25 protein-coding genes are annotated in these 24,803 nt (G+C 45.6%); 11 read left to right on the top strand and 14 right to left on the bottom strand.

Translation table 11 applies throughout. The annotated features are described in order from the left end of the window. The first annotated feature begins 22 nt into the window (after positions 1–22). On the top strand, positions 23–1,282 hold the full coding sequence (locus NCCP2331_RS16665; RefSeq protein WP_251671906.1) for an S-layer homology domain-containing protein: 1,260 nt from the start codon (positions 23–25) through the stop codon (positions 1,280–1,282). A 321-nt stretch (positions 1,283–1,603) separates the two neighbouring features. Here NCCP2331_RS16665 and NCCP2331_RS16660 read toward each other — a convergent pair whose 3' ends face one another. The 3 genes from NCCP2331_RS16660 to NCCP2331_RS16650 form a co-directional block, all read right to left on the bottom strand. Then, on the bottom strand, positions 1,604–3,103 hold the full coding sequence (locus tag NCCP2331_RS16660; protein ID WP_251671905.1) for a class I adenylate-forming enzyme family protein: 1,500 nt from the start codon (positions 3,101–3,103) through the stop codon (positions 1,604–1,606). Positions 3,104–3,118: 15 nt separating this feature from the next. Next, the gene (locus NCCP2331_RS16655; RefSeq protein WP_251671904.1) at positions 3,119–4,714 is read right to left on the bottom strand and encodes an acyl-CoA dehydrogenase family protein; all 1,596 of its coding nucleotides are present in this window, start codon (positions 4,712–4,714) and stop codon (positions 3,119–3,121) included. Between the two features lie 452 nt (positions 4,715–5,166). Beyond that, complete coding sequence (locus NCCP2331_RS16650; protein ID WP_264879266.1) at positions 5,167–5,601, bottom strand: Rpn family recombination-promoting nuclease/putative transposase; 435 nt, start codon at positions 5,599–5,601, stop codon at positions 5,167–5,169. A 243-nt stretch (positions 5,602–5,844) separates the two neighbouring features. Here NCCP2331_RS16650 and NCCP2331_RS16645 point away from each other — a divergent pair, with 243 nt between their 5' ends. Together NCCP2331_RS16645 and NCCP2331_RS16640 are read left to right on the top strand one after the other, a co-directional pair. Then, on the top strand, positions 5,845–6,171 hold the full coding sequence (locus NCCP2331_RS16645; RefSeq protein ID WP_251671907.1) for a YnfA family protein: 327 nt from the start codon (positions 5,845–5,847) through the stop codon (positions 6,169–6,171). A 108-nt stretch (positions 6,172–6,279) separates the two neighbouring features. Continuing rightward, a complete protein-coding gene (locus NCCP2331_RS16640) occupies positions 6,280–6,564 on the top strand; it encodes a hypothetical protein (RefSeq protein ID WP_251671902.1) in 285 nt (94 codons plus the stop codon). Positions 6,565–6,684: 120 nt separating this feature from the next. On the opposite strand, the gene NCCP2331_RS16635 is transcribed toward NCCP2331_RS16640, so the two are convergent. Continuing rightward, the gene (locus tag NCCP2331_RS16635) at positions 6,685–7,326 is read right to left on the bottom strand and encodes a metal-dependent hydrolase (protein WP_251671901.1); all 642 of its coding nucleotides are present in this window, start codon (positions 7,324–7,326) and stop codon (positions 6,685–6,687) included. A 238-nt stretch (positions 7,327–7,564) separates the two neighbouring features. On the opposite strand from NCCP2331_RS16635, the gene NCCP2331_RS16630 reads away from it, so the two are divergent. Beyond that, positions 7,565–7,888 carry a winged helix-turn-helix transcriptional regulator gene (locus tag NCCP2331_RS16630; protein WP_251671900.1) on the top strand — a complete coding sequence of 108 codons (324 nt, stop codon included), beginning with the start codon at positions 7,565–7,567 and terminating at the stop codon, positions 7,886–7,888. A 69-nt stretch (positions 7,889–7,957) separates the two neighbouring features. Here the strand turns inward: NCCP2331_RS16630 and NCCP2331_RS16625 are convergent, their stop codons facing one another. Continuing rightward, positions 7,958–8,188: a hypothetical protein gene (locus NCCP2331_RS16625; protein ID WP_251671899.1), complete on the bottom strand. Its 231-nt coding sequence runs from the start codon at positions 8,186–8,188 to the stop codon at positions 7,958–7,960. A gap of 193 nt (positions 8,189–8,381) precedes the next feature. On the opposite strand from NCCP2331_RS16625, the gene NCCP2331_RS16620 reads away from it, so the two are divergent. Further along, entirely contained in the window at positions 8,382–9,341 is a 960-nt protein-coding gene (locus tag NCCP2331_RS16620; protein ID WP_251671898.1) for an RpnC/YadD family protein, read from the top strand. 169 nt (positions 9,342–9,510) lie between these two features. Here the strand turns inward: NCCP2331_RS16620 and NCCP2331_RS16615 are convergent, their stop codons facing one another. Beyond that, positions 9,511–10,650 (bottom strand): zinc-dependent alcohol dehydrogenase, encoded by a 1,140-nt coding sequence (locus NCCP2331_RS16615; protein ID WP_251671897.1) that lies wholly within the window; start codon positions 10,648–10,650, stop codon positions 9,511–9,513. Positions 10,651–10,859: 209 nt separating this feature from the next. Here NCCP2331_RS16615 and NCCP2331_RS16610 point away from each other — a divergent pair, with 209 nt between their 5' ends. Both NCCP2331_RS16610 and NCCP2331_RS16605 read left to right on the top strand, forming a co-directional pair. Continuing rightward, positions 10,860–11,366, top strand: a complete 507-nt coding sequence (locus NCCP2331_RS16610) for a DUF2243 domain-containing protein (protein WP_376776833.1) — start codon at positions 10,860–10,862, stop codon at positions 11,364–11,366. Beyond that, positions 11,356–12,159: a cytochrome c oxidase assembly protein gene (locus NCCP2331_RS16605; protein WP_251671895.1), complete on the top strand. Its 804-nt coding sequence runs from the start codon at positions 11,356–11,358 to the stop codon at positions 12,157–12,159. Before NCCP2331_RS16610 ends, NCCP2331_RS16605 begins: the two co-directional genes overlap by 11 nt. Positions 12,160–12,195: 36 nt before the next feature. Here NCCP2331_RS16605 and NCCP2331_RS16600 read toward each other — a convergent pair whose 3' ends face one another. The 6 genes from NCCP2331_RS16600 to NCCP2331_RS16575 all read right to left on the bottom strand — a co-directional run bounded on the left by NCCP2331_RS16600 (position 12,196) and on the right by NCCP2331_RS16575 (position 17,972). Next, positions 12,196–12,411, bottom strand: coding sequence for a helix-turn-helix domain-containing protein (locus NCCP2331_RS16600; RefSeq protein ID WP_153722997.1), 216 nt, complete (start codon positions 12,409–12,411; stop codon positions 12,196–12,198). Between the two features lie 10 nt (positions 12,412–12,421). Then, entirely contained in the window at positions 12,422–12,898 is a 477-nt protein-coding gene (locus tag NCCP2331_RS16595) for a DUF2975 domain-containing protein (protein WP_251671894.1), read from the bottom strand. A 349-nt stretch (positions 12,899–13,247) separates the two neighbouring features. Further along, entirely contained in the window at positions 13,248–14,756 is a 1,509-nt protein-coding gene (locus NCCP2331_RS16590; protein WP_251671893.1) for a DUF4901 domain-containing protein, read from the bottom strand. Between the two features lie 113 nt (positions 14,757–14,869). Continuing rightward, on the bottom strand, positions 14,870–16,204 hold the full coding sequence (locus tag NCCP2331_RS16585; RefSeq protein ID WP_251671892.1) for an MATE family efflux transporter: 1,335 nt from the start codon (positions 16,202–16,204) through the stop codon (positions 14,870–14,872). A gap of 250 nt (positions 16,205–16,454) precedes the next feature. Then, positions 16,455–16,853, bottom strand: a complete 399-nt coding sequence (locus tag NCCP2331_RS16580; protein ID WP_251671891.1) for a VOC family protein — start codon at positions 16,851–16,853, stop codon at positions 16,455–16,457. Positions 16,854–16,979: 126 nt separating this feature from the next. Beyond that, positions 16,980–17,972, bottom strand: a complete 993-nt coding sequence (locus NCCP2331_RS16575) for a hypothetical protein (protein ID WP_251671890.1) — start codon at positions 17,970–17,972, stop codon at positions 16,980–16,982. A gap of 596 nt (positions 17,973–18,568) precedes the next feature. Here NCCP2331_RS16575 and NCCP2331_RS16570 point away from each other — a divergent pair. From NCCP2331_RS16570 to tatC, 4 genes are read left to right on the top strand one after another with little or no spacing between them, the layout of a single operon-like run. Beyond that, the gene (locus NCCP2331_RS16570; RefSeq protein ID WP_153723024.1) at positions 18,569–19,318 is read left to right on the top strand and encodes a gluconate 2-dehydrogenase subunit 3 family protein; all 750 of its coding nucleotides are present in this window, start codon (positions 18,569–18,571) and stop codon (positions 19,316–19,318) included. Between the two features lie 16 nt (positions 19,319–19,334). After that, on the top strand, positions 19,335–21,047 hold the full coding sequence (locus NCCP2331_RS16565) for a GMC family oxidoreductase (protein WP_153723025.1): 1,713 nt from the start codon (positions 19,335–19,337) through the stop codon (positions 21,045–21,047). Positions 21,048–21,064: 17 nt separating this feature from the next. Next, positions 21,065–21,277 carry a twin-arginine translocase TatA/TatE family subunit gene (gene tatA / locus NCCP2331_RS16560; RefSeq protein ID WP_251671889.1) on the top strand — a complete coding sequence of 71 codons (213 nt, stop codon included), beginning with the start codon at positions 21,065–21,067 and terminating at the stop codon, positions 21,275–21,277. Between the two features lie 12 nt (positions 21,278–21,289). Then, positions 21,290–22,201 (top strand): twin-arginine translocase subunit TatC, encoded by a 912-nt coding sequence (gene tatC / locus NCCP2331_RS16555; protein WP_251671888.1) that lies wholly within the window; start codon positions 21,290–21,292, stop codon positions 22,199–22,201. A 301-nt stretch (positions 22,202–22,502) separates the two neighbouring features. Here the strand turns inward: tatC and NCCP2331_RS16550 are convergent, their stop codons facing one another. Together NCCP2331_RS16550 and NCCP2331_RS16545 are read right to left on the bottom strand one after the other, a co-directional pair. After that, entirely contained in the window at positions 22,503–23,516 is a 1,014-nt protein-coding gene (locus NCCP2331_RS16550) for an Rpn family recombination-promoting nuclease/putative transposase (protein ID WP_251671887.1), read from the bottom strand. A gap of 275 nt (positions 23,517–23,791) precedes the next feature. After that, entirely contained in the window at positions 23,792–24,694 is a 903-nt protein-coding gene (locus NCCP2331_RS16545) for a D-alanyl-D-alanine carboxypeptidase family protein (protein ID WP_251671886.1), read from the bottom strand. Positions 24,695–24,803 lie beyond the last annotated feature (109 nt).

Genomic DNA, 24,803 nt, shown 5'->3' with positions numbered 1-24,803 from the left:
ACTAAAGAGAAGAGGTAGAAATATGAAAAAGTTGTTAATAGCATGCCTGACTATGATCCTATTCTTTAGCATCACAAGCATGCCGATCGAGGCGACCGGGAAAGACGGCTATCGTTCGGAAACAGTAGAGGGATTGCCTGCATACATAAAAGATTACTATGTAGTTGCGCCATTCAAAGATAAGCAATTAGCGGAAGGAACTTATTCGTATTATGCTTCATTGTGGGCGAAAGAAAACGGAATTATCTCGGGTTACCCCGACGGCTCATTGAAACCGAATGAAAAATTGACAGAAGCACACTGGGCAAAAATGCTGTCCAATTACTTTGAGCTTCCTAATAAGTCAGGTGCATCCATTTCAAAACGGACTTCGGTTTCACATTGGTCCAATGAAAACTACGATGCATTGATTCACTACGAAGTGCCGATGCTTGGCTATTTCGATGTCCAAAATCGTCAGCAGCAAGTTAAACGGGGAGTCGTGGCACAGTCCATCGCTCAGTTACTAGGAGAAAACAAAAGTTTGGATGCTTCTATCCAATTTTTATTGGATCAGCAAATTACAGTAGGACAAAATCCAAATGGAGTCTCACTTGTCGATCGGTTCGGAGCACATAATTACTTGACGAGAATTCAGGGTGTTACGTTCCTTTATCGTCTGTTCAATGCAGATATCAGTGCATCCGCCTTGAAAGAACCTCAAAAACCGAATCAAAACGGAATTTTTAACCAAAACCCTGGAGCCGTCGTGATCGAACCGGCAGCCAAGCCATTGATGAAAGCGATTGAGCATCTGGATCCTTCATTACCCGATAAGAAAAAGGGATTCAAGAATTTCCTTATGGACGAGAGAATACCGCATACTTATTCATACAAAACGAATGAAATTGGGTACGCAAGAGACTCGATTAAAGGATTGAAGCCAGATTCATCATTTTTGAAGGCATGGCGCAAAGTTGATTTTACGAAGTACAATTTGTATTTTAGTGGTCCGGTTGGCAGAGATCTCACTTTCACAGCGAGAGAATACCCTGCAAGTTTAACAGAAGAAGGTCTCGACCCTGGAAAGTTAATAGAATTTAAGAAATTTAAAAAGCAGAATCAAGATAACAGTTTACGTCTAGCTTCTACGTACCTTTCAATTCTCGGTTTTGCCGGAACGGAAGAAAAGCTGTACAGCGAGCTGAAAAAGGCAGCCAATTCAGGAAAGGCTTATCAACAAGGCAGCCTTCATGTCTATTACTACCCGATTCCAGATTCCTTGCAACTCACGTATCGATGATCAGCAATATAGCTAACTTTTGGAAGGCTTGGTAATGCATCGACAAAGTGCCTATGTACCAAACTAAATGAGGTGCCTGTGCGCGACACAACTCAGGAACAATTCCGAATCGTTTGCGAGTTGCGTGATACACAGGCACCCTATGTCAGGCACCCTATGTCATCACCTATAAAAACCATCCGGCATTTTCAGATGAACAGGCGCTGCAGCATATCCTGTCACTCGCCGGAAGGTATTTGGATCATTTGAAGACAGCTGAATAAAAATCTGCACAGAAAAAAGCACCTTCTCCAAAAAGGTGCTGTTTGTTTCGTATTCGAATCAGTTGACCGCCAGTTCCTTCAAGCGGTTCTTCAGTATTTTTCCCACAGCGTTACGCGGCAGTTCATCCACGAACACTACCTCTTTCACCGCTTTATAGGACGCCAGCTTTTCTTTGCTGAAGCTGATTACGTCTTCTTCGGACAACTCTTCATTCGGGGCTTTCACAACAAACGCCCGCGGGACCTCTCCCCATCTTTCATTCAGCGCGCCCACAACTGCCACGTCTGCAATCGCCGGATGCTGGATCAAAGCCTGCTCCAATTCCGCCGAATAAATATTTTCTCCGCCGCTGATGATCATATCTTTCAAACGGTCCACAACATAGAGGAAACCGTTTTTATCAATATATCCGATATCACCCGATTGCAATTCGCCATCCACCACCGTACTTCTGTATGCCTCTTCATTTTTATAGTATCCAATGAATACTTGAGGGCCGCCGACAAGAATTTCTCCGAGTTCCCCATTCGGCAAGTTCTCTTTCGTTTCCGTATCCACGATTCTGACTGTCCCGTGCATGACCGGTTTGCCCATCGAATCAAATTTCCCGGGGTCCTGCGTCTCTCTCCAAAACGTGACTGCGCCCGCATACTCTGTAATGCCGTACACTTGCTGTACAGGTATCCCCATCTCCCTGAATCCTAAGATCAATGGAGCAGATACAGCAGATGAACCGCATGTAATGTTGCGCACGGACGAAATATCTGATTTGACTGCCGGATAGGTTTGCAGCAAGTAGGTCAGCATCGCAGGAACCGTCATCATCGTCGTGATTTTCTCTTTTTCAATCACTTTCCATGCCCCGATTGGATCAAAGTCTTCTATCAGCACCATCATGGCGCCTGTATGAATATTAGTGATTAACGGTGCTAATCCGCCGATGTGGAAAAATGGAGCCACCATCAGGAATCGGTCTGTCTCGCGCCAATCAATGGTGTGCGACAAACCAATAGAAGCAGCCAGCAGATTAGTATGCGAAAGCAAAGCCCCTTTTGGTTTGCCGGTAGTTCCTGAAGTGTACATGATGAGAATCGGCTCATCTCCTTCCGATAGATAATCCGGTTCCTCCTTTTTCTGCTGCCAGACATCTGTAAAGGAAGGGGTGGTCGTATCCGAAATATAATGAACAGCCGGAATTGTATTCTTCAAATCCTCTACGACTGGTTGAAAAGCTTTATCATGAACTACTAATTTGGCATCGCTGTGTGTGAGAATATACTCCAATTCTTCCTGTCCGAGACGCCAATTGACCATAACCGAGAGGACACCGATTTTTGCTGCACCGAAGAAAGCGGCAATCGCTTGTTCATTGTTTTTGCATAGGATAGCCATTTTATCGCCCGGCTGCAAGCCTTTATCCAATAAATAGCCGGCAAATGAATTCGCCCGTTCATTCATCTCTGAAAACGTCATCGCAAGGTCTCCATGCACAAAACCGACCTTGTCTCCCATCATGACTGACCTGTCTTTCAAAATACTTCCAATGTTCATCGCCATACGACATGCACCCCTTTATATTGTGTTGAGCAGTTCCTCTCTGACAATCGGCAGTTCTGTAAACGGTTCTGTTACGGCATACTGAAATGATAAAAACAACTCTTCCCACAGCAACTCCCAATTTCTTGCCGCATTTTTATTCGACGAATCAGGACGGCCGGTAAGTCCCGCAGTCATCAGCTCTTCAATCCGCCTGCTGTATTGTTCCACTTCGGGCAGAGACAGATGCGGGAACATTGCCTCCACTATCTTCTCAACTGACAGCGTTTTTCGCACTTTTGCCAGATCCTTGTAGACTTGCGTTAACAGGACATTTCGCGGCCCTTCCCACAGCTCATTGACCATGCTGTCACGGAACAATCTCGGAATCGCCGAGAAATCTTCAATCGCCCCATGCCCGCCAAAGATCGATATCGCCAGCCGGAGCTGATCTGCCGCTTCCTTCGCTGAATAAATTTTCTGCAATAAAATCAGTTCCCGCAGTGCAAACTTCTGCAATTCATCATATTCATCTTGTTCGGAAAACATTTTGTACATATGAAAAGCTGTCGCTGTCATCCGCTTGGCTGCCCCTTCGAGCTCATCCAACTGAGCGGCGGCCATCGGGAATTCATCAATCTTCCGGTCAAACACCTGCCTGAAACGCCCATACAGTTTTGCCTCTCTGGCAGCACGCATGACGAATGAAGCACTGGAAAAACCGATATCCAATCGCGAACGTGTCAGTACGATGCCAACCGCCAAGGCAACGCCGCGGTTTTCAGGTCCGATACGATACGCAACGGCTCCATCATAGTCGATTTCCCCTGAAGGTAGCTCGGTTGTCCCTAATTTCCATTTCAACCGGTTGATGCGATAGCCATTCCGCTTTTCATTCGGCTGATCGCCGGGAAGATAGGAAGGGACCACGAATACCGCTACATGATCCGTCCCCTCTATTCTTGCCGTCACGACAGAGTAATCTGCATGCACTGCGGAACAAAAGAACTTGTTGCCGTACAATCGGTAATTTGATCCGTCGGGAACAGCCTGCAGGATATTGGCCGGGATATTCGAGCCCCCCTGAATTTCAGACATGAACTGCGCTCCGACTGCAAACTTCCCGTCGATACCCTCTTTTGCATGCTTATGAATGGCCCTGACCTCGTCAGGCACTTCGTCATAAAACTGCTCAATCAATGCAATAAGTCCATCCGTACAGGCAATGGGACAGGTGATTCCCGCTTCGCCATTCCCATGCAATAAATATCTTTTCACTATGCCTTCATAAGGCAGCTGTGCAGAAGAGAATAATCCCTCTCCAAATACATCCTCACTCAGCCGCACTGCTTCCGCCGGCCGTACAATCCGATCAATACGGTGATTATATGCATCATATTGACGCAGCTTCGGATGATTCTCCGGTCTGGCAATCTCATTGGTCACTTTCCGCCACGAAGTCGATAATTTCTCAGAAAACGGCTCCAGCCGGCCGAGCTGCTGCTCCCATTGATTTCCCGAAAGATTGGACAGCACATTCAACAAAAATGGATTATCCAAATCATTGAGCCGATCCCTACCCTCAAGAAATGTATCGAACGTATACTGTTTCTTACTTTTCAAACTAGACATGAAATCACTCCCCATTACAGAATATTCTATCATCTATTATTTAAAAGTAAACATTGTTTACTTAAATATTTTTATTTCTTTTCTTAACTTAAACGCATCAAAATTTAGAATCCAAAAGAGCATCGTAAGCAGACTGATGCCTGCTTGCGATGCTCTATTGAGTAAATCTTTTAATGTATGTCTGTGCGCAAAAGGTATTCAGAATAGCGTATAAATTGTGTGGTGCACAGACACTGCAAAATGAATCTAAATCTAAGACTTGGCATCAACATGGTTTGTCAATGTTGTGCACGTGAAGAGATTTGCTATTCTGACCACTTATCTTCTTATAAATATTCCCGTACCTCGTTCAGACTTTCAAAACCGTCATCGCTCATAATTTTCAGCACGATTGCTTTGAGGACAGGGATATCTAATTCTTGAATCCCAGCGCTAATATCACGCGGCACTTTTTAAAATTTAGCAATCAAACCCTGATCAACCATTTCGATTAAACTTGCCCGCATGCCTATTTCTAAGCCTTTTTCCATGCCTTCTTCTCTCCACATATCAGCTAACGTCATCGCGATTTCGCTCCCTTCCTGATAGGTTGTTTCCACTTCTTTTAAAAGTTCCTCTACGTCTTTTTTGGTCAAACTTTTTGCAGCACTTGCTATATACCGAATCATCGTTTCAAAGTATTCTATTCCTGTCTGACGGTCTTCTAACTCATTCAAATAATTAACAGAACGATAAAAAGATTGTAATATTTTTTCATTATCCAACGTGAAAATATCACGTAAAAGAGTTAAACCAATTCGGGTTTGCACTGCACCTTTCATTTCTCCATCCGAGTAACCTGAAATATCGTATAGTAAGTAATCGAAATCCGGAACATGCATTTTTATTTCGGATTTCTCAGCTTCACGTACTTATCCACCTTTCAATGAAATGCTCTTCTATATAGTATACAATTTCGAATAGACGAACTCCAATTAGATAGGCGTTTTCGTTCAATACTGGATCGTTTCTAAATTGCGCGGTAACCATGTACCTTTCCTTAGAATAGTGTCTAAATTGTGTGGCGCACAGGCACCGCAGAATGAGCCAGGCCGGTTGTTTGGAGCCATCACGAAATGAGGTTGTTAAAAATGTTTTATGCTATTATTATTTTTCTTTTAGCCGGTGTTGCTGAAATTGGCGGGGGCTATCTGATCTGGCAGTGGCTGCGGGAGGGTAAATCTGCTGTTTGGGGACTCTTCGGAGGGATTACATTAGTATTATATGGCGTGGTCATTACATTCCAGACATTCCCCTCTTTTGGCAGGGTTTACGCGGCGTACGGAGGAGTTTTTGTCTTTCTGTCTGTGCTGTGGGGATGGGGCATTGATAAAAAGACACCTGATTTGTATGATTTGATAGGAGCAGGAATCTGCTTGCTCGGTGTTTCCGTGATTTTGTTTGCACCCCGTCAATGACAGTATGATTTCTTCGCAAATACCGCCATTTGGTTGAAATTATGAATCTATTTACTAGCCCATTCCGTCTTAATTGATAAGAATATTAGTGTGAATGGTGGCGTAATTATGTGGTTACTATTAGGACTTATTGCCATAACAGCAACTTGTATAAATCTTTATATGTATGGTTCAGGCAAAGATTATAAATTGGCGATGGCAATGGGATTATCATTTACCGCACTAACAGTTGTTGCAGATTACCGTATGGTGTCCGATTGGGTGAAGGCGGAAGATTGGGCTGCGCTATCAGATGTGGTGCCTACGATGGCAGCAGCGTTGTGGATATTGACGATTATATCGATTTTATTAAATATCACTCCTGTACTTTTAGAGCGAAAAAATAAAAAATGAATACTTAATTAATAAGTTCAGAAGGAATATAGCCAATAAGAAACGCTCGTCTAAGCGCTTCTTATTGGCTATTCCTATTATTCAACTTGTATCGGAACATGCACATAATCAAATTGTTAATTAAAACTCCTGCTTCCACAGCGGCAAAAACCATTTAACACCCCGCCGGTTGACGGGAAGTATCTTCATGTCAGCGATCAGATGGCTGATGTAGCCGGCAAGCCCCGCAGCGACCAGGCCGTCGATGGGCCACTGCGCGTCCAGCTGCTTCAGTATGAACGCGTAGAAAACGACGCCGATAACGGAGTGCGTGTACGACCGGTGCGGCAGGAATGACGCGAATATGATATAGCTGCCGGCAAGCAGGATGCCGGTGGACTGGCCGAGGACGAAGCCCAGCAGCATGACGAGTATACCGGTAATCGTGAGCATCCGCCGCTGTGTGATGAGACGCGAAACGATGAGCAGCAGGAGTCCGATGCTGCCGTACAGATAAATATCGCGGTCGAGCCCCTCTGTCACCGCCCGGTAGCCGAGTGTCGCGAGGATGACGATACCCGCGGACTCCATCAGCCATTTGCTCACTTTTTTGCTGAGTGTAATCCGGTTGCTTGCCAGCCCGTTCGTGTCGAGATCGGGAACAACACCCGAGATCCCGCCGACTGCTGCGCCAATCAATGCAGTGCTGATGTCAGGCTGTGCGGCGTAACCCGCGACAGCGCCGGCAGCCGTGCCGATAAGTAGATGTGAAGTGCCTTTCATATGTAAACCTCTCTGGCTGTATAGTGTACGGCCGAATAAAGAACGTATATTCGCCCCGCCTGTTTCAGTATAAACGATTGCCGTATGGAATGGGAAATATAAATTCATCGTGCCTGTGTGCGACACAACTCGAAAACTATTCTGAATATTTTTCAAATTGTGTGACGCACAGGCACAGTTTCAATCCGAGTATCCTTTTCCGGCCCACTGTCTATATAGAGGGAAAAGGAGTGACGATATGCTACATTATTTGGAAGGCCATACCGAATTCAACAACAGGGAAGAAATGGAGTTTGCAGTCAGGGAACACGTCAGAAGAAATTGGCAGAGGCTGAACAGGATGGACCGGGAAGTTTTCGAATTAATCCGGTTGAACTCCGGGTCGTATATGGCGGCACATTTGACACAAAGGGAAATGGAGGAAGAACTCGGCGTATCGAATTCCACGGTCCGGCGGGTGATGCGGAAGCTGATCGAACTCGGAATGATTCGGCGGATTCCGTTCACTGAACCCGAGACGCAGGGGCCGGGCGCGAATATTTATGTGATTTTGCCGGTTTGAATGAAATGTAGAATCAAACAAAAAAACGAGCTGAAAGGAAGCTATATCCTGCCGGCTCATTTTTTCACCTTACCATACCAACTCCTCAAACAATTCACCCATAAGCCTGCCGTCAATCATCCCCTGCTCAAAAAGCTGCTCATGGCCGCTGAATTCCTGACTGTAAGAATCCTTCGATCTGGTCAGGTAGGATTTTCCCGGCGTGTGGCTGATCCAATATTCTTCACCCTGATAATAAAAGTTCAGTTCTTCTCCTATCGAAATCAACTCCCGGAACTCTTCGTATTCATTCGCTGTCATGATTTTTCGCTTCTTTCTATTCAAATTATTTTTCTTATTATAGCATCTATTCTCCTGTAAAGTTTCTTCTCATTCATTAAAAACTTCAATTTTCAGATAATTATACGAAATCGCTTGAACGTACGTTCTGATTATAGTACAATGAAACTAAGTAGTCAGTAAATTATGAAAGGAGCGGGAGGACATCGTCATCATGCATGTTAAGGAACAACCTGCAATATATGCCGTTGACCAAGATGGATTGTGGAAGAAAGTAATTGGAGATTTATTTGAAGACTTTCTGCTGTTTTTCAATCCTGACCTGCATGCACATATTGATTTTACAAAACCGCCTGACTTTCTTCAGCAAGAGCTTTTTCAGTTAGTCAACGATAGGAAAAAAGGTCGCGGAGTCGCCGATCAGATTGTAAAAGTGCAAATGAAAGAAGGTTCAGAGCAGTGGGTTCTTATCCATGTAGAAGTTCAGGGTGCCGACCAGGAAGATTTTTCAGCCCGTATGTTCCAGTATTTTTATCGCATTTATGACCGTTACCGCGAAAAGATCTTCGCCCTTGCCATTATGACAGCTCCACACGAAAGCAAAGCACCTGCTGATTTCCACTATCAATTTTTTGGAACGACGCTTCAATACGCGTATACTACTCGTAAACTCCTGGATTATTCCGAAGAGGAACTTGAGAAATCCGACAAGTTGTTCAGTAAAGTCGTGATGGCTGCAAAGTACCTTCATTTGACAAAAGACCAGGAGCAGCAGCGCTACCAATTCAAAATGAAATTGATGCGGGACATCGTCCGAAATGAGAAATATCCGCGCACTGCGGTCCAGGCTGTATTCCATTTCATTGATTACTTGTTGAAATTGCCAAAGGACTTAGAACTAAAACTGGCGCAAACTATGTATCCTATCTTAGGAGAGGAGGAACAGCTCATGGAACTCTATAATAAGGAAAATGCCTCCCCCACCATCTCGAATGCTTTTCACATGGAACGAGTGGAAGGCAGATTGGAAGGACGGTTGGAAGGCGAGAAGAAAGCACGTTTTCATGTTGTACAGAACATGCTGAAGAAGGATTGGTCCATTGAAGATATAGCCGATGTAACAGGGCTTTCTGAAGAAGATATATTGGCAATCCGTGATGAAATGGTTCAGTAAATTAGGTGCCTATGTGTAACACGACTTTTTCACAACTCCGAATAGTGATCAAATCGTGTGACACACAGGTGCGTTTTAAATCTTCCGTTGCACTTCCACTCTGTGCACCACTATCCACAAGCCCATCAAAAAATCCCTCCTCCGATAGTCGGCGAAAGGATTTGTGGTTTCAAGGTTTTAGAATCACTTTGATGCATTCATCTTCATGCTCATAGAAAGTATCATAGGCTTTTGAAGCTTCTTCAAGCGGCAGGACGTGGGTGATGATATCGGTCGGGTCGATTTCACCGTTCGTGATTTTGTCGAACAGCGTCGGCATATAGTGCACGACCGGTGCCTGCCCCATTCGCAGATTGATGTTGCGTTCAAAGAGGAAACCGAGCGGGAACATATTGTAAAGCGATCCATATACGCCCGTCAGCTGAATCGTGCCGAATTTCCGGACGGAGTGGTAGGCGATGTCGATGGCACTCAGTGTTCCGCCCTGCACTTTCAATTTCTGGCCGACTTTTTCGAGAACATTCTTTTTCCCGTCCATGCCGACACAGTCAATGACAACATCCGCACCGCCGCTTGTCAGTTCTTTCATTTGCTGTCCAATTTCATCTACTTCGTCGAAATTAAATATTTCCACATTATTCGTCTTCTTCGCATGCTGCAGCCGATACGGCACATGATCGATTGCGATAACCCGTTCCGCGCCTTTCATCCAGGCAAATTTTTGCGTCAATAATCCGACAGGTCCCGAGCCGAGGACGATAACTGTGTCTCCTTTTTTCACGCCGGCATGCTCGACACTCCAGTAAGCCGTCGGAAGAATATCAGAGAGAAACAGCAAAGATTCATCCGGCAGTTCACAGCTTTCCGGAATGACGAACGGAATGAAATTTCCATACGGCACACGCAGATACTCAGCCTGGCCGCCCGGATAATTACCGTAGCGCTCCGTGAAACCGAAGTAGCCGCCCGTATCCACTTCAGGATTCGGATTCGAGTTGTCGCACTGACTTTCCAGCTCATGCTGACAGAAGAAACATTCGCCGCATGAAATATTGAAAGGGATAATGACGCGGTCACCCTTCTTCACTTTCGTCACTTCGGGTCCGGTTTCTATGACAATACCCATTGGTTCATGCCCGATCACGTAGTCTTTATGCGCCGGCAAAGCCCCCGTGTAAATATGCAAATCTGATCCACAAATGGCTGTAGAAGTAATTTTGACAACAATATCATCTGGCTTTTCGATATGCGGCGCATCCACCTTTTTCACTTGGATGTCCTTGGCGCCCTGAAAAGTAACTGCCTTCATCTATGCATTCCTCCTTTTCCCTAATCTACCCGATATTTCAATGTTTATTCTCTAGAAAACTAGTTATTTTGCTAATAAATTGCAATTCAGCACGAGCAGTAATTCTCTGAAATCGAGATGCGCCAGGTAAAATAATTCCTTTCGCTTTCTGTTTAACCTCTTCCCCTTTCGGAAATAATAAGTCTGAAAATCTAGAAGGCGGTGACTGGCTGATGTCAAAAAATCATGGAATAAATTGGGCGAATCGCAGGAAATTCCAAACAAAAAACTTATGGGCGGGAATTTTATTCGGCCTGGGGTTTGTGGCGTTCCTGGATGAGACAGTGTTTCATCAGCTGCTGCATTGGCATAAGTTCTATGATAAGTCGACGGTGGCGATTGGGCTGGTGTCGGACGGGCTATTTCATGCGTTCAGCTGGTTTGCGACGGTGGGCGGGCTGTATCTGGTGGCGGATCTGCGCCGGCGGGATGCGCTGTGGCATAAGATGTTCTGGGGCGGCAAGCTGGTCGGAGGCGGGGCGTTCCAATTGTATGACGGAACGATACAGCATAAGGTGCTGCGTATCCATCAAATCCGCTATGACGTGGATATTGTTCCGTACGATGTCATATGGAACGGATCGGCGATTATTATGATTGCAGCAGGTCTTCTGCTGATACGTTCGGCGGGACAGGATTCGCGGGGTGCAGGGCAGGTGAAACCTCATGCTGCATGATTCGTTTTTCATTGTGACGGACTGGCTGTTCGGGGTTTCTGCACTGCTGGCGATTGGGCTGTATCTCGTTGGCGTCTATCTTTCCGATCGACAGGAACGTCTGCGCAATTGGTCTCGGCTGCGCATCGTTTCCTGGGTATCCGGCGCGGTTCTTTCAGCGAGTGCACTGGTCGGTCCGCTCGCTGTGCTGTCGCATGAGAATTTCACTTGGCATATGGCGGGGCATCTGCTCGTCGGAATGCTAGGCCCGCTTTTATTGGCTCTCGGGGCACCGGTGACGCTTTTGCTTCGGACGCTTCCTGTTCGGCAGGCACGGCGCGTAAGCCGTTTGCTGAGAAGCAGGCTTGCAGGTTTCTATATTCACCCGGTCACCGCTGCTGTGCTGAATATCGGCGGACTCTGGCTGCTGTATACGACAGGATTATTTGCGGCGATGCACCAGCATTTATGGCTGCATATACTCGTACATGTCCATATATTCGCGGCAGGCTATTTGTTTACGGTGTCCATGCTGTATATTGATCCGATATCGCGACGATTCAGCTATGGCTATCGCACGGTCGTTTTCATCTTGGCGCTTGCGGGGCATGGAATTCTTTCGAAATTTCTCTATGCCTATCCGCCTCATGGGGTCCCTGTTGAGGAAGCCCGTGCAGGAGCGATGTTGATGTATTATGGCGGAGATGCGGTGGATCTGGTGATTATCGTATTGTTGTTCAGGAGTTGGTATCTGTCCTCCGGTTCGCGCCGGTCAGCAATTTCGCCCGGCGTGCCTGTGCGTGAAATGACTTAGAGGCAACTTGATTGTCTCTGGGTCTGGTCACACACCTCATTTCTCTTCGTCACTTTGATATTCCAGAATATCTCCGGGTTGGCATTCCAATACCTTACAAATCGCCTCTAATGTTGATAATCGAATTGCTTTCGCCTTCCCATTTTTCAATATGGAGATGTTGGCCATCGTAATTCCAACCCTCTCCGAAAGTTCCGTAACACTCATTTTCCGTTTCGCCAGCATTACGTCAATATTGATTATAATTGCCATCTAAATCACCTCAGACTGTTAAATCATTTTCAGATTTTATATCTATTGCCTCTTTTAATAGCTTTTGAAGAACTGCAGCAAAGACGGAAACTACCATTGAAGCAAAAATAATGATTAATCCGATCAGGACGACACCCGGCGCGTCATCTTTATCCCCCAAGAGAAAAAAGAACGGCATGCCGATTACATACAAGATACTGATGGAGACCGCACAGTACTTTATGTTCTTTAAAGCTCTTACAGAAATACTTGAAAACGCTTCGTTTCTATCAATATAACGTAAGAGCCGAAATGCCTGATACAATGCAGCAACGTATGGTATCGCTGATATATACATTATAATTACAATAGGATATAGCATATTGGCATACTCCGGATTTGCGGGATTTTTAATTAACCAAGGCAAACCCATTAGGCAAAAAGTTAGAACTGGAATTCCAATTAGAAAAACAGCGATTTTTAAAATCAGTGTGGTTCCACGTTTCATAAAAGCCCCTCTTTCATTTGTTATTGATTTTATTGTAGCAACATATTTATCGAATATCAATAAATAATTATTGATTTAAAATTCCTTATTATCGTTATCTATTCAATTATCCAGAAGCCATTCCTACTGGCATTGTGTTAAAAACGTGAAAGAATAAGTATATATTTTTGTTACAATGTCTATTTGAATGTAAATTAAAAAGGGAACAGGTTGATAAAGACTAACCCGTTCCTTTTTTTATTATCTATTTATTGACTAATTTTCAATGCCTTTTCGTTCGATAAAATGCTGACGCTAAAACCCGGGATGCAGTGAATAGTGTGCACCACGCAACACGTGAAGTGGTCTCTCAATAAAATACCGAACCGCCGGCATCCATATAATATGCGGTGCCATTCTCCGCATCAATCATACGCACATGGCCATTCGTCTTGGGGAACGATGGGTAATATGTCAGACGGTAGAACACCTGCCCGTCTTCATCGAACTCCATCGACATCGACAGTTCCATCTTCAACTGCTGCATCAGCTGCCCTGCCGCTTCCTGTTTCGTCAGCACGGGAACAGTCAGCGTGTCTGCCGGAGGGATTTCTAACGCAGATTCCATGGATGCGGAGACAATTCGACCGGAGTACAAGCCGACTGAGACGTGCATCGTCAGGCCTTCGACCGGCACGCCGTTCACATGATACTGGAAATAAAATTCCTTCGACTCCTCTTCTTCCGCTTCATCCGGTCCGTCGACCCATTCGTCATCTTCAGCCATACATTCTTCCCCGTCTTCCAAATTATCAAGCTCATCCGTTAGTTCCTCGACAAAATCTACCAGCTCATCCCACTCTTCATCCTCTTCCAGCTTCTCCATCAGGAAATGCTTCTGCGCTTCAGTAAACAGCTCAAATAAATAATCGAATGCACGCAACATAAGTGTTTCCTCGCCGAGCGCGTCATTATCTCCTGTCCACTCTTCTCCGTTATAGACGAATACTGGACGGTCCCCGCTGTCGTAATGAATCGTGATCATAAATGATGCGTATGCTTCCCTGAAGTCGATTTCATCCGGTTTCTCCAATGAAAGATGCTGCCACTTTTCAATTCGGAGACCGTCGTCCGAATGTTCGCCAAGCTTTACATGCTCATCCGTAATCCCGATCATCCCATGAAGCGGAGTATTCACCGGCGCAACGTGTGCGGGAAGCGTCTCATATTCCCTGCCTTCCGCCACACTGTCAGGTTCACTGCCGTCAGCCGGAATATCGACCGCCGCCTCTTTCAGCGACCAGACGAGACGGAAAGTATTATCCCCATTGTGGAATATCTCCGTGTCGGTTTTGCGAATCTCGAGGTCAAAATCAGTACGTGCGGCATAGATTTCTTTCGCCTCTTCCTCCGGTATGATGTGTTCCGGGTAACGGATATCGGCGGGCCCTTCACTGAAACTAAACTGCACGACCTTGCCGTCAGAGGTAATCGTCAGGGAAAATCCAATGCCCGGCAGAACGAGTCCGTACCGCTCATCCCGGATGCCATACTCCACCAGATAGAGCTCATCCAGATCGATCACCGACTGCAGCCGGTACGTCTTCAGCCCGTCCGGATGAAATTCGCGTATAAACGCCTCCGCAACGGACGTCATATCCTCCACTTTCAACTTACCCGCGTCGAAATCGTCCGGATCGATATATTCAAAGCTCATCAGGCGGTCCTGCGAATCGACCGTGCAGACTGCAAACGGTTCATCCGCCCCTTCTTCTGTTATGCAGAACGATTTCCCGTTCATAAAGAAATCAAATTCAGACGAAGTGAATCCGACTTTCATCTGCAGCCAATCCGCCACTTGGTTTAAAGTCTGTTGCATTTGCTTACCCCTCTCTATTAGATGGTGCCTGTGCGCGAAACAATTTGGACACGATTCTGAATTGTTTCCAAGTTGTGTCGTACACAGGCACCGAATCAAAAATACGAAATCGATTACACAAACAATTCCTTCTCGCGCCACTTCCCGAAGCGGAAATACAGAAACGCGATAAAACTGCTGACTAGGAAACTTATGCCTACACCGATTCCGATGCCCATATCTCCAAAGACCCTGGAGAACAAGGCGGCCAGCGGATAGCGAAGCACCCAGAAGGAAATGATATTGAGAGCCAGCACCTGATACATCGCGCCTGAAGCTCTGACAATCCCATTCAGAACAAAGTTAATACCGAGGAACGGATAGCATAAAGCGACAATTTGCAGGTATCTAGTCCCAAATGCTACCGATGCTTCCTCCCGAATGAACAGCCGTACTCCGTATTGCGCGAAGACAACGACAATGATTCCAATCAGGAATGTGACGGCGAAACTATACAGGACCCCGTATTTGGCAAGCTGCTTGACGCGGGACCAATTCTTCACGCCGATATTCTGTCCCGCCATGCTGCTGATCGCTGTGCCGAGCGCTTGTGCAGGCAGTAACACCAGACTGTCGAGACGCTGGGCCGCACCGTATCCGCCGACGACATCTTCTCCGAAAACCGTGACTACGCTCATGATAGCAGCGGCACCGGCGGAAATGACGGCCATCTGCAGGCCGGACGGGATGCCAATGTTTAAAATCAGTCCAATTTCCTTTTTTGCCGGCCATGCCGGGATGCTGAACGGCGCAAGTTTCCGGTATAGTACATGAAGAAGCCCATAAACAAATGCAGATCCCTGCGCTAGAATCGTTGCATAGGCAGCTCCTTCGATCCCAAAGCCGAATCCTGCGATGAACAACGGATCCAGCACAATATTCAGCGCAACGGCAATCATCACAAAACGGAGCGGTGTTTTACTGTCTCCGAGCGAACGCAGAACAGTGCTGATAAAGTTATAGCCAAATAGAAACAGCATTCCTATAAAGTTGATTTGCAAATAGGAATTTGCTGCAGCCATCATGCTTTCGGGTGTCCCTAATATGCGAAGTAAATGCTCTGCAGAGAGATAGCCTATGGTTCCTAGCACGAATGACATGATGGTCAGTATCACGACATACGCATTCAAATACCGTTTCATTCCCTGCTCATCCCCTCTGCCTTTTTGCTGGGACAGAATCGTCAGAGCTGAATTATTCAGTCCGATTACGAAGGATAGAACTGTAAATATAATAGTACTTGAAACAGCAACGGATCCAAGTGCACTTGCACCAAGTAAATTACCGACCCACAAACTGTCTGCGAATTGATAAGATGTCTGCAGCAAGTTGGTCAGCATAATCGGGCCCGAAAAGACAATCAGTTGTTTCCAAAGGTTCCCCTGCGTGAAATCATGCTGCTTCTGCATGTTCATTCACCCTTTCTTGATTGTGTGCCCATCTTATCACAGCCGGCGCACCTTTTAGTACGAATTCAGCAGGAGTATGCATTCGTAAAGCGATGTAACGTCTTCCTTAATTCCAAGAACGCAAAACAGATCACTTTTGGCAACGGGAGCCTTTTGTGATCTGCTTTGTGGCGCTTTTTTTACCAGTCATCGGATTTCACCAGAGGCCCTAGACCCGGCATAATGCGCTGTATAGTCATTTGCAGCCGAATTACTCGGGTAAGTTTAATTGCCAGGATATGCCGAACTTATCATTCAGCCATCCAAACTTTTTGCTGAACCCATAGTTGTTTATAGGCATAAGTGCAGTGCCATTTTGCATCAATTTCTCATAGAGGTTGTCGATTTCCTCCTCAGTATCACATGTGAGATAGATAGAAAAAGACGGGGTAAACGTAAACTCATGGACCACATGGCTGTCGATGCACATGAACTCCTGCCCCTTTAAAGATAATACAGCTTGTATCACTGTGCCTTCTCTGCCTGGTCCTTCAGATCCATATCGTGAAATACTTTTAATTTTCGAATCCTCGATGAGTGATGTGTAGTAATTCATAGCCTCTTCTGCTATACCGCCTTGAAACATCAAAAATGGCATGACATTTTTCATACGAATCCACCCTTTCTTTACAAACATATTATATTGTTCCTGTGTGCCACACAACTCGCAAAATATTCCGAATAGTTTCGGAGTTGTGTGGCGCACAGGCACCAAATCGATTCATAGCTTCTCCCGCTATTTCCCCTTGCCTTTCCGCTTATCATGCTCTCTCCGGACCTTTTTCCTCTTCTTAAGTTCCTGAATATACGCCCAGCCGACAAAAGCCGAAGCAGCGAGCAAGGCGATATACATGTACAACTCATAGAACATAAACGTTTGTTGGAAGACATCTGTAATGGAAGTGCCGCGCACGAATATATCATAGGGATCTGCGCTGCGGTATGCAATCGGCAGCATGCTCCCGATATCGTATTGATTATAGGTACTACTTGTTACGTCCCGCATAACTTCGATATTTTGTCCAGCCTGGTCTCTGAAGGACACAATCAGCTCATGGACCGAATCTTCGTGTCTGCGGTAAGAGATATCCTCTGACTTGTCTATAATCAGTGCTTCCGCCTCGGTTTTACCGAACGGCAGCAATTTCCGAATTAAGTTCAATACGAAGCGTCCCGAAATCAACAGAAAAACCAGTACCGCAGCTCCGGCAATCCCCCAGCCAGTCCTTTTTCTACCACCATTCTTCCTTCGCTTGCGGTTTTGTTTCTGTTTCACCTGTCGCTTGGGAGATTTCTTTTTCCCTGGACGCCTTGTTTCAAGTACCGAAAAAATGAGTGCAATGAAGCAACACAATGTGAGGAATCCGAGTAAGAAAAAAACGATCAGATAAAAAAAGCTATCTGCCAAGATATCGCGCAACGAGGAAAAGCTGGATGAGCCAGTGGAATAGCCATTGAAAGTATCACCAATTTCGATGTTCTCCATCTGACTTTTCGAGACGCGGTTGAGACTGCGCGTCCCCTCGCCATCCTCTATTTCCGTCCAAACATAATAGGCAGGAGAAGTAAACAAGCCCTTCGCTGCAGTTTTTTCAACAATAAATGCGTTCGATGGCTCTGCTGATAACAGATCGTACTCTTCTATATAGGAGTCTGCCAGTGCCCATGTCAGCAGACCGAGCAACAATGTAATAGCCGCCATCCCCACAATTTCTTTTACAGTTTCCATTTTCCACACCCTCCAAACCATGCTTGACAACACTTTATCGGAAACAGCAGCTGATTAACAGGTACCTAGATAGCCAGATTTAAAAATAAAAACGGTGCCTGTGCGCGACACAATTCATAAACAATTCCGAACTATTTCGAATTAGGGGTGACCTTTTCCATTTTATTTACCTGGGCGTGTTTATATTATACGGCATGTTGGTATCTATAGATAAAAGAGCAAGCGGTAATTTGGTTATAATTCTGTCAATCTACAGAAGTTAAGATGATTTGAGCTGAAAGGCGCACTAGTTTCATAGGGTATGCCTGGCACTATCCTGTTCTTCTGCTGTGTGATGACTTTAGTATAAATGAATCACCTCATTCCTGTTTAATAATCTACATAATTTTACGAGAACTTCTGGCAGCAAGGTTTTATAAGACATTCATTTTAACAGGACTATAGACTTCTCAAATAATTATCAATAATACCCTAGTATAAATGGTCCATTTAATACAATCTTGATGTTTGACCATGCAAAATCACTTTGTTACCATGAAATAATTCTTTTATTTACCAGGCATTTACTAATGACCTGACTATGAGGAGGAGAAAAATTGGCAGATACTAAAAAAGGGCTTTCCCGGCGTGATTTCCTGAAAACAAGCGGAATTGCGGCCGGTACACTGGTCGGCGGCGGGCTGATCGGCGGCTTGGTAGGCTACAATGTCAAGAAGAGCGATTCCGGTACGGCTGTTGCACCTGAACCCGGCCATTCAGATGCCGACATCAATCGTGGGCTGATGTTTTTTCAGAAACGACATGATTTCGATGTATTGTCCCAGGCCGTTGAACGCATTTTCCCGGAAGATGAACTGGGACCAGGCGCGATTGGGTTAGGCGTGCCTTATTTTATTGATAACCAGCTGGCAGGCAATTATGGCAGCAACGCAAAAGAGTATATGCAGGAGCCTTTTTTCGAAGGCGGTCCGACGCAGGGCTACCAGACGCGCCTGCCGAGATCCGAGGTCTTCCTTGCGGGGATAGCTGCCATGGATCAGGAAGCGAATAAACGCTTTGAAAAAAGTTTTATTGATATCGAAGGACAGCAGATGGATGAAATATTGACCGATTTGCAGAAAGACAAAATTGAGATGCAAGGTGTATCTTCTTCGTTTTTCTTCAAATTGCTGCGCGGCGCAACGCTTGAAGGCGCCTATTCCGATCCTCTCTACAACGGGAACGTGAATATGGAAGGTTGGAGGATGAAAGGATTTCCCGGCCATCAAATGTCTTATATCAATGTGATTGAAGAGGAGAAATTCCAGAAAATCGAACCGAAATCTCTAAGTAGCATGCAGCATTAATAAAGGGGGAAGAACATTGGCAAAAACTTTAGATAAAGTAGACGTAGTAACAGTCGGCGTCGGCTGGACAGGCGGCATCATCGCGGCCGAATGTGCCAAAGCCGGTTTGAAAGTCCGCGGGCTGGAGCGCGGAAAAAACCGCGGAACGGAAGACTTTTCGATGGTTCATGACGAATATCGTTATGCATTCCGCTATGAGCTGATGCAGGACCTCTCGAAAGAAACCATCACGTTCCGCAACAATGCGAAGCAGCGGGCATTGCCAATGCGGCAGCTGGGTTCCTTTTTACTCGGCGAAGGTTTGGGCGGAGCAGGCACTCACTGGAACGGGATGACCTATCGTTTCCTGCCCTACGATTTCCAGATCCGTTCAGAAACTGAAAAGAAATATGGCAAGAGCAAAATCGGTTCTGATTATTTACTTCAGGACTGGGGTATTACATATGACGAGCTGGAACCTTATTATGATAAATTCGAAAAGACAATAGGGCTCTCCGGAGAAGATACGAATCCTTTCTGGGGAAAGAGATCTTCAGATTTCCCGACACCTGCCATGAAAAGAACACCTTTGCTCAAAAAGTTCGAAAAGGCAACGACCGATCTTGGATATCATCCATATATGGTCCCTTCGGCCAACCTTTCAGAACCGTATCAAAATCCGGATGGCGCAAGCATCAACGGCTGCCAATACTGTGGATTTTGTGAACGGTTCGGCTGTGAATATGGAGCAAAATCATCACCTGAAGTAACAGTTGTCCCGACAGCCAAGAAGACCGGTAATTACGACATCACCTTCCATGCAAATGTTGTGGAAGTCTTGAAACAGGGTGACAAGACGACAGGTGTGCGCTATGTCGATACATTGACAGGCGCTGAATACATCCAGCCGGCAGATGTGGTCGTGCTGACAAGCTATATGATGAACAATGCGAAATTGCTGATGGTCTCCGATATTGGAGAACAGTACAACCCGGAAACCGGCAAAGGAACACTCGGCAAGAACTATTGCTATCAGATCGAGCCGGGGGCTACAGGCTTTTTCGATGAACAAATGAACACATTCATGGGTGCAGGAGCTCTTGGAATGACGATTGATGATTTCAATGGCGACAACTTCGATCACAGCAATCTCGATTTCCTTCACGGCGCGAGCATTTCCTTCGTACAATCCGGAAGCCGGCCGATCGGAACGAATCCGATCCCATCCGACGTTCCGCTCTGGGGAGCCGAGTTCAAGAAAGCATCGGTCCATAACTTCACACGCGCACTGGATGTGTTCGGACAAGGCGCTTCCCTGCCGCATAAAAACAATTATCTGTCACTTGATCCGACGTATAAAGATAAGTATGGTGTCCCTCTCCTGCAAATGACGTATAACTTTACGGAACAGGACCGCAATTTGCATAAATTCATTACCCAGAAGACTGTGGACGTAATGGAGGCAATGGGCGCGAAGAAGACAGAGGGCGGCGGCATGCTGGAAGACTATGATATCGCTCCTTACCAATCGACACATAACACCGGCGGCACAACGATAGGGGATGATCCCAATACGAGTGTCGTGAATAATTACTTGCAGCACTGGGATATGGAAAATTTATTCGTCGTCGGCGCCGGAAACTTCAATCATAACAGTGGATATAACCCGACAGCGACGGTCGGGGCACTTGCTTACCGCGCAGCGGAAGGCATACAGAAATACCGTCAAAAAGGCGGATCACTCGTTTAAGAGAGGATGAATTTGGTATGAATCTAGCAGCTATTGGAGTACCGGGGCTAATTATAATTCTCGTCATTATCTTGATACTGTTCGGTCCGAGGAAATTACCCGAGGTCGGTTCTGCGGTCGGCAAAACGCTTGCGGAATTCAAAAAGTCAGCAAAAGATATCATGGATGACGATGATACTCAAATGCCTGCCAAGAAACTTTCGGATACCGAAAAAACGGATAGTAAATAAGTAGGTGACAAGATGGATCCGTACAATGATCATAACCGTAAGATTCTCAGTCCGCTGGATAAAATAGCCGAGGAAGAGGCCGTACCTTCCGATCATCCTGCGGAGACCCCTTCCTCTGTATCCGATGAAAGCCGTGACATACCGCCGATACAGGAGCCGAATCAAGACAACAGCGGTTCTCCGGCAAACGGACAGGCGCCTGAAGAACCGCCGTCCAATACCGATCCGGCTCTTATCGAACATTTGAATGATCTTCGGAAGCAGATCATTAAGAGCATTGCTGTTTTCCTGTTTTTCTTCATTACTGCGTTCAGCACGATCAATTTATGGTTCCCTTATATTACACGCGGACATACACTGACCGTGCTCAGTCCGCTGGAAGTCGTTTCATTCTATACGACGATTTCCGCGGCACTCGCTTTCGGGCTGTCCGTCCCTTTTCTCTGTCACTTCCTGTGGCAATTCGTCAAACCGGGACTGACGGAGAAAGAAGGACGTTTCCTCAGCCTGTATTCACCGGCCATTTTGATACTATTCATTGGCGGACTGGCTTTCGGCTATTACGTTGTCAATCCGCTGAGCTATAATTTCCTGATCAAGCTCGGGGAAATGAATTTTGAAATCATGATCACTGCGAAGGAGTATGCGCGTTTCCTGCTGCTGACCACGATGCCGATCGGTCTGCTGTTTGAACTCCCGATTGTCGCCCTGTTCCTTTCCGCTATCGGTATCCTGACCTCCGATACGATGAAGAAGGTCAGGAAATGGTCTTATGTAGTACTGGCAGTCGTCTCAGCGCTCATCACCCCGCCCGACTTCATCAGTCAGCTGATCATCTTAATCCCGATGCTCGCTCTGTATGAAGCAAGCATCTATCTCGTCACCCGGACGGAAAGACGGCTGGTTGCGGGGGATGCCGCATAATTTAGAATACCAATCAATTAAGAAACTGCGGAAGCAACAACTTACCGCAGTTTTTTTATTTGGCTGGAAAAACAATCGGGGATGGAGAAACTCTATACACCAGCACGGCTTATCAGGAACTGAAAAGCCAGACTAAACAGGCTGTAAAGGAATTGCTATAAAGAGGGATGTCAGATAACCTTTCAGATATACAAAAAGAGCGGCATCGTCATCAAACTCATGTTGCCGTTCTCGTATAGTGCAGAAAAAGTTCCGGTTGCGGCAGAGATTATAAAGGGCATCGCGACACAGGGTTTATTAATCACAAACCCAATTCTGCTTTAATTTCCTGCATGCGTTCAATCGGTAATCCTGTTATTTCGGCAACTTCTTCCACATTCATATGCTTTTCCAGCATCTTACGCGCCACTTGCGCCGTTGCTTTTTCCATTCCCTTTTCCATTCCTTTTTCTATCCCTTTTTCTATCCCTTTTTCTATTCCCTTTTCCATTCCTCTTTCCAGCGCTTGTTTCTCTGCAACTTCCAGCCTCCACTTCGCTTCGTTCACCGCAGCTTCCTGATCTAAAATTTGTTTCAGCCGAACTTCATATGCCTGCCGTTCTTTTGGATCCAAGCTGAGCTCATTCCAGCTCGTAAATGCGTCCTGCAAATGTTTGTCATTCACCGCAATCGCCTCCAGTTCCTTGAAAATATCCTCGTAAATATATGATTTCCGCTGATCCACAATACTGAGCAGCAAGAGCCAGCGGGCCAGCACGTCACTCCAGGGATCCAGCTTTTCTTCTTTCCACTGCTTCAGCAGCTTGGGTATCTCAATGAAATGTACTTCCATGACGTCTGTCAGCCGGAAACTTTCCTCATCTTCATGCAAATGATACGTTGTATGATAAGAAGTGGTCTCCTTCACCAAATGAAAGTTCAGAATATTGATCACGATAGCAGGCTTCAATTTCGTATATGCCATTCCTTTTTGACTTTGATTACTGTACAGCCTTGCCCAGTAATATAGACTGCGTTTGATCATATCGTATTGATTGGTGAATTGAATTTCGATATTGATCTGATGCTGGTCTTGCGTAGTCACCAGGATATCCAGGCGGGATTGCTTATCTTCTTCATGGTCTCCACCGATTTCCAAGTTATTGAATGTGACCTCTTTAATCACGTTTCGGCCGGTTCTTTTAAGAATGGCATTTAGAAAAACAATGGTAATCGCTTTGTTTTTTTCGCTTCCAAACAATTCTTTGAACGCAAAATCAATTTTCAGATCTACCAGTTTCGTTAAATAGATCCGTTTCATCGCTCGTCTGGTCATGCGTTTCCCCTCACACTGCTTATTCAGATAGTATATCATTTTTCCGATGATTTTTCTAACTAATCTGTCATCTACTGATTTGAGATTAGCATAAGACAGCAGCCGTAAATCGTCAAAACGGAAAAAATGAATTTTGTGAGCATAAAACAGTGTCACGATCAGATAACCAATCATCAAAATTGATTTTCACTATCGTTTTAGGAAGCAAAAGTTAATTATCCAACTTTATTGAAGTAAGACTTTTATTCGAAAAAAGCACCTGCAGACTGCCTCTACTATTTTCCAGCCCTTGCAAACAACTTCAGGGTATCTGCTCTCTGTGCATAATCCGGCTCGCTGATGTTCTCCAGTGGAGCGCCCATGACAATCGTGATATATTCATGGTCTCCTATCACCCCGAGCGTCGCCCAGCACTGCCCGGCTTCATAGGTCGTGCCCGATTTACCGCCGATAATTTCAAAACCGGTTTGATTCGCTTTATCCAATGAAGCAAGCACAGTAGACTGCAATAAAACCCCCTTTGGATGATCAGGAGTAGACGATGTCTGGAATGTCTCTTTTGTGAAAATGGCTCTGAAATTATTGTTATCGAGAGCATAGTCCAGCAGCCTGGCCATATCGGCGGCCGTTGTATATTGATTCGTGTGATGGAGACCCTCCGGATTGGCAAAACGGGTATTTTTCATTCCCAGTTCAGCTGCTTTGTCATTCATCATCTGAACAAAATTCCCGACGCTGCCCCCCACATGGATGGCGAGGGAATTCGCTGCTTCCCCACCGGAATTCAGGACAGTTCCATACAGCAGATCACGGTAGGTTACGGCTTCCCTGCCGTAAAAACCTGCCATGGATGCGTTCGCTGCGACCATTTTCCGATAGGTCTCCAGATCGACAGGAGCGGCGGCAGCCAGATCATCAATATGTTCCAGTGCGACAATTGTTGTCATGATCTTTGTCAGCGATGCCGGATAAGCCTTTGAATCCGCATTCTTTTCGTACACCGCTTCTTCAGTTCCTCTATCCGTCATGTATATATATTGGCTTGTATATTCATCTTTATCGGCAAAATGAATAAGTTCCTTAAAATTAAAGTTTATTTTGCCTTCTGCCTGGAGGAAGAAAAATAATACAACGACCATTACAACTGCAAACTTCAAAAAACGCCATAACCATCTCATACTTGATCTACCTTCCCTTGCTGCTTTCACTTCTTATCTAATTATAGAATAAATGAATGAAGAAATGACCGGGATATCTATGAAGATTTTCTTAATTTATAATTCGGAG

It is taken from the genome of Sporosarcina sp. NCCP-2331 (assembly GCF_023707945.1).
Lineage (GTDB): Bacteria > Bacillota > Bacilli > Bacillales_A > Planococcaceae > Sporosarcina > Sporosarcina cascadiensis.
Note: the sequence above shows the minus strand (reverse complement) of the source record. Positions and strands in the feature narration are given on the sequence as shown.

Coding starts and splice junctions, on each gene's coding strand:
- NCCP2331_RS16665 (WP_251671906.1), top strand. CDS start 23: ATGAAAAAGTTGTTAATAGCATGCCTGACTATGATCCTATTCTTTAGC.
- NCCP2331_RS16660 (WP_251671905.1), bottom strand. CDS start 3,103: ATGGCGATGAACATTGGAAGTATTTTGAAAGACAGGTCAGTCATGATG.
- NCCP2331_RS16655 (WP_251671904.1), bottom strand. CDS start 4,714: ATGTCTAGTTTGAAAAGTAAGAAACAGTATACGTTCGATACATTTCTT.
- NCCP2331_RS16645 (WP_251671907.1), top strand. CDS start 5,845: ATGTTTTATGCTATTATTATTTTTCTTTTAGCCGGTGTTGCTGAAATT.
- NCCP2331_RS16640 (WP_251671902.1), top strand. CDS start 6,280: ATGTGGTTACTATTAGGACTTATTGCCATAACAGCAACTTGTATAAAT.
- NCCP2331_RS16635 (WP_251671901.1), bottom strand. CDS start 7,326: ATGAAAGGCACTTCACATCTACTTATCGGCACGGCTGCCGGCGCTGTC.
- NCCP2331_RS16630 (WP_251671900.1), top strand. CDS start 7,565: ATGCTACATTATTTGGAAGGCCATACCGAATTCAACAACAGGGAAGAA.
- NCCP2331_RS16625 (WP_251671899.1), bottom strand. CDS start 8,188: ATGACAGCGAATGAATACGAAGAGTTCCGGGAGTTGATTTCGATAGGA.
- NCCP2331_RS16620 (WP_251671898.1), top strand. CDS start 8,382: ATGCATGTTAAGGAACAACCTGCAATATATGCCGTTGACCAAGATGGA.
- NCCP2331_RS16615 (WP_251671897.1), bottom strand. CDS start 10,650: ATGAAGGCAGTTACTTTTCAGGGCGCCAAGGACATCCAAGTGAAAAAG.
- NCCP2331_RS16605 (WP_251671895.1), top strand. CDS start 11,356: ATGCTGCATGATTCGTTTTTCATTGTGACGGACTGGCTGTTCGGGGTT.
- NCCP2331_RS16600 (WP_153722997.1), bottom strand. CDS start 12,411: ATGGCAATTATAATCAATATTGACGTAATGCTGGCGAAACGGAAAATG.
- NCCP2331_RS16595 (WP_251671894.1), bottom strand. CDS start 12,898: ATGAAACGTGGAACCACACTGATTTTAAAAATCGCTGTTTTTCTAATT.
- NCCP2331_RS16590 (WP_251671893.1), bottom strand. CDS start 14,756: ATGCAACAGACTTTAAACCAAGTGGCGGATTGGCTGCAGATGAAAGTC.
- NCCP2331_RS16585 (WP_251671892.1), bottom strand. CDS start 16,204: ATGCAGAAGCAGCATGATTTCACGCAGGGGAACCTTTGGAAACAACTG.
- NCCP2331_RS16580 (WP_251671891.1), bottom strand. CDS start 16,853: ATGAAAAATGTCATGCCATTTTTGATGTTTCAAGGCGGTATAGCAGAA.
- NCCP2331_RS16575 (WP_251671890.1), bottom strand. CDS start 17,972: ATGGAAACTGTAAAAGAAATTGTGGGGATGGCGGCTATTACATTGTTG.
- tatA (WP_251671889.1), top strand. CDS start 21,065: ATGAATCTAGCAGCTATTGGAGTACCGGGGCTAATTATAATTCTCGTC.
- tatC (WP_251671888.1), top strand. CDS start 21,290: ATGGATCCGTACAATGATCATAACCGTAAGATTCTCAGTCCGCTGGAT.
- NCCP2331_RS16550 (WP_251671887.1), bottom strand. CDS start 23,516: ATGACCAGACGAGCGATGAAACGGATCTATTTAACGAAACTGGTAGAT.
- NCCP2331_RS16545 (WP_251671886.1), bottom strand. CDS start 24,694: ATGAGATGGTTATGGCGTTTTTTGAAGTTTGCAGTTGTAATGGTCGTT.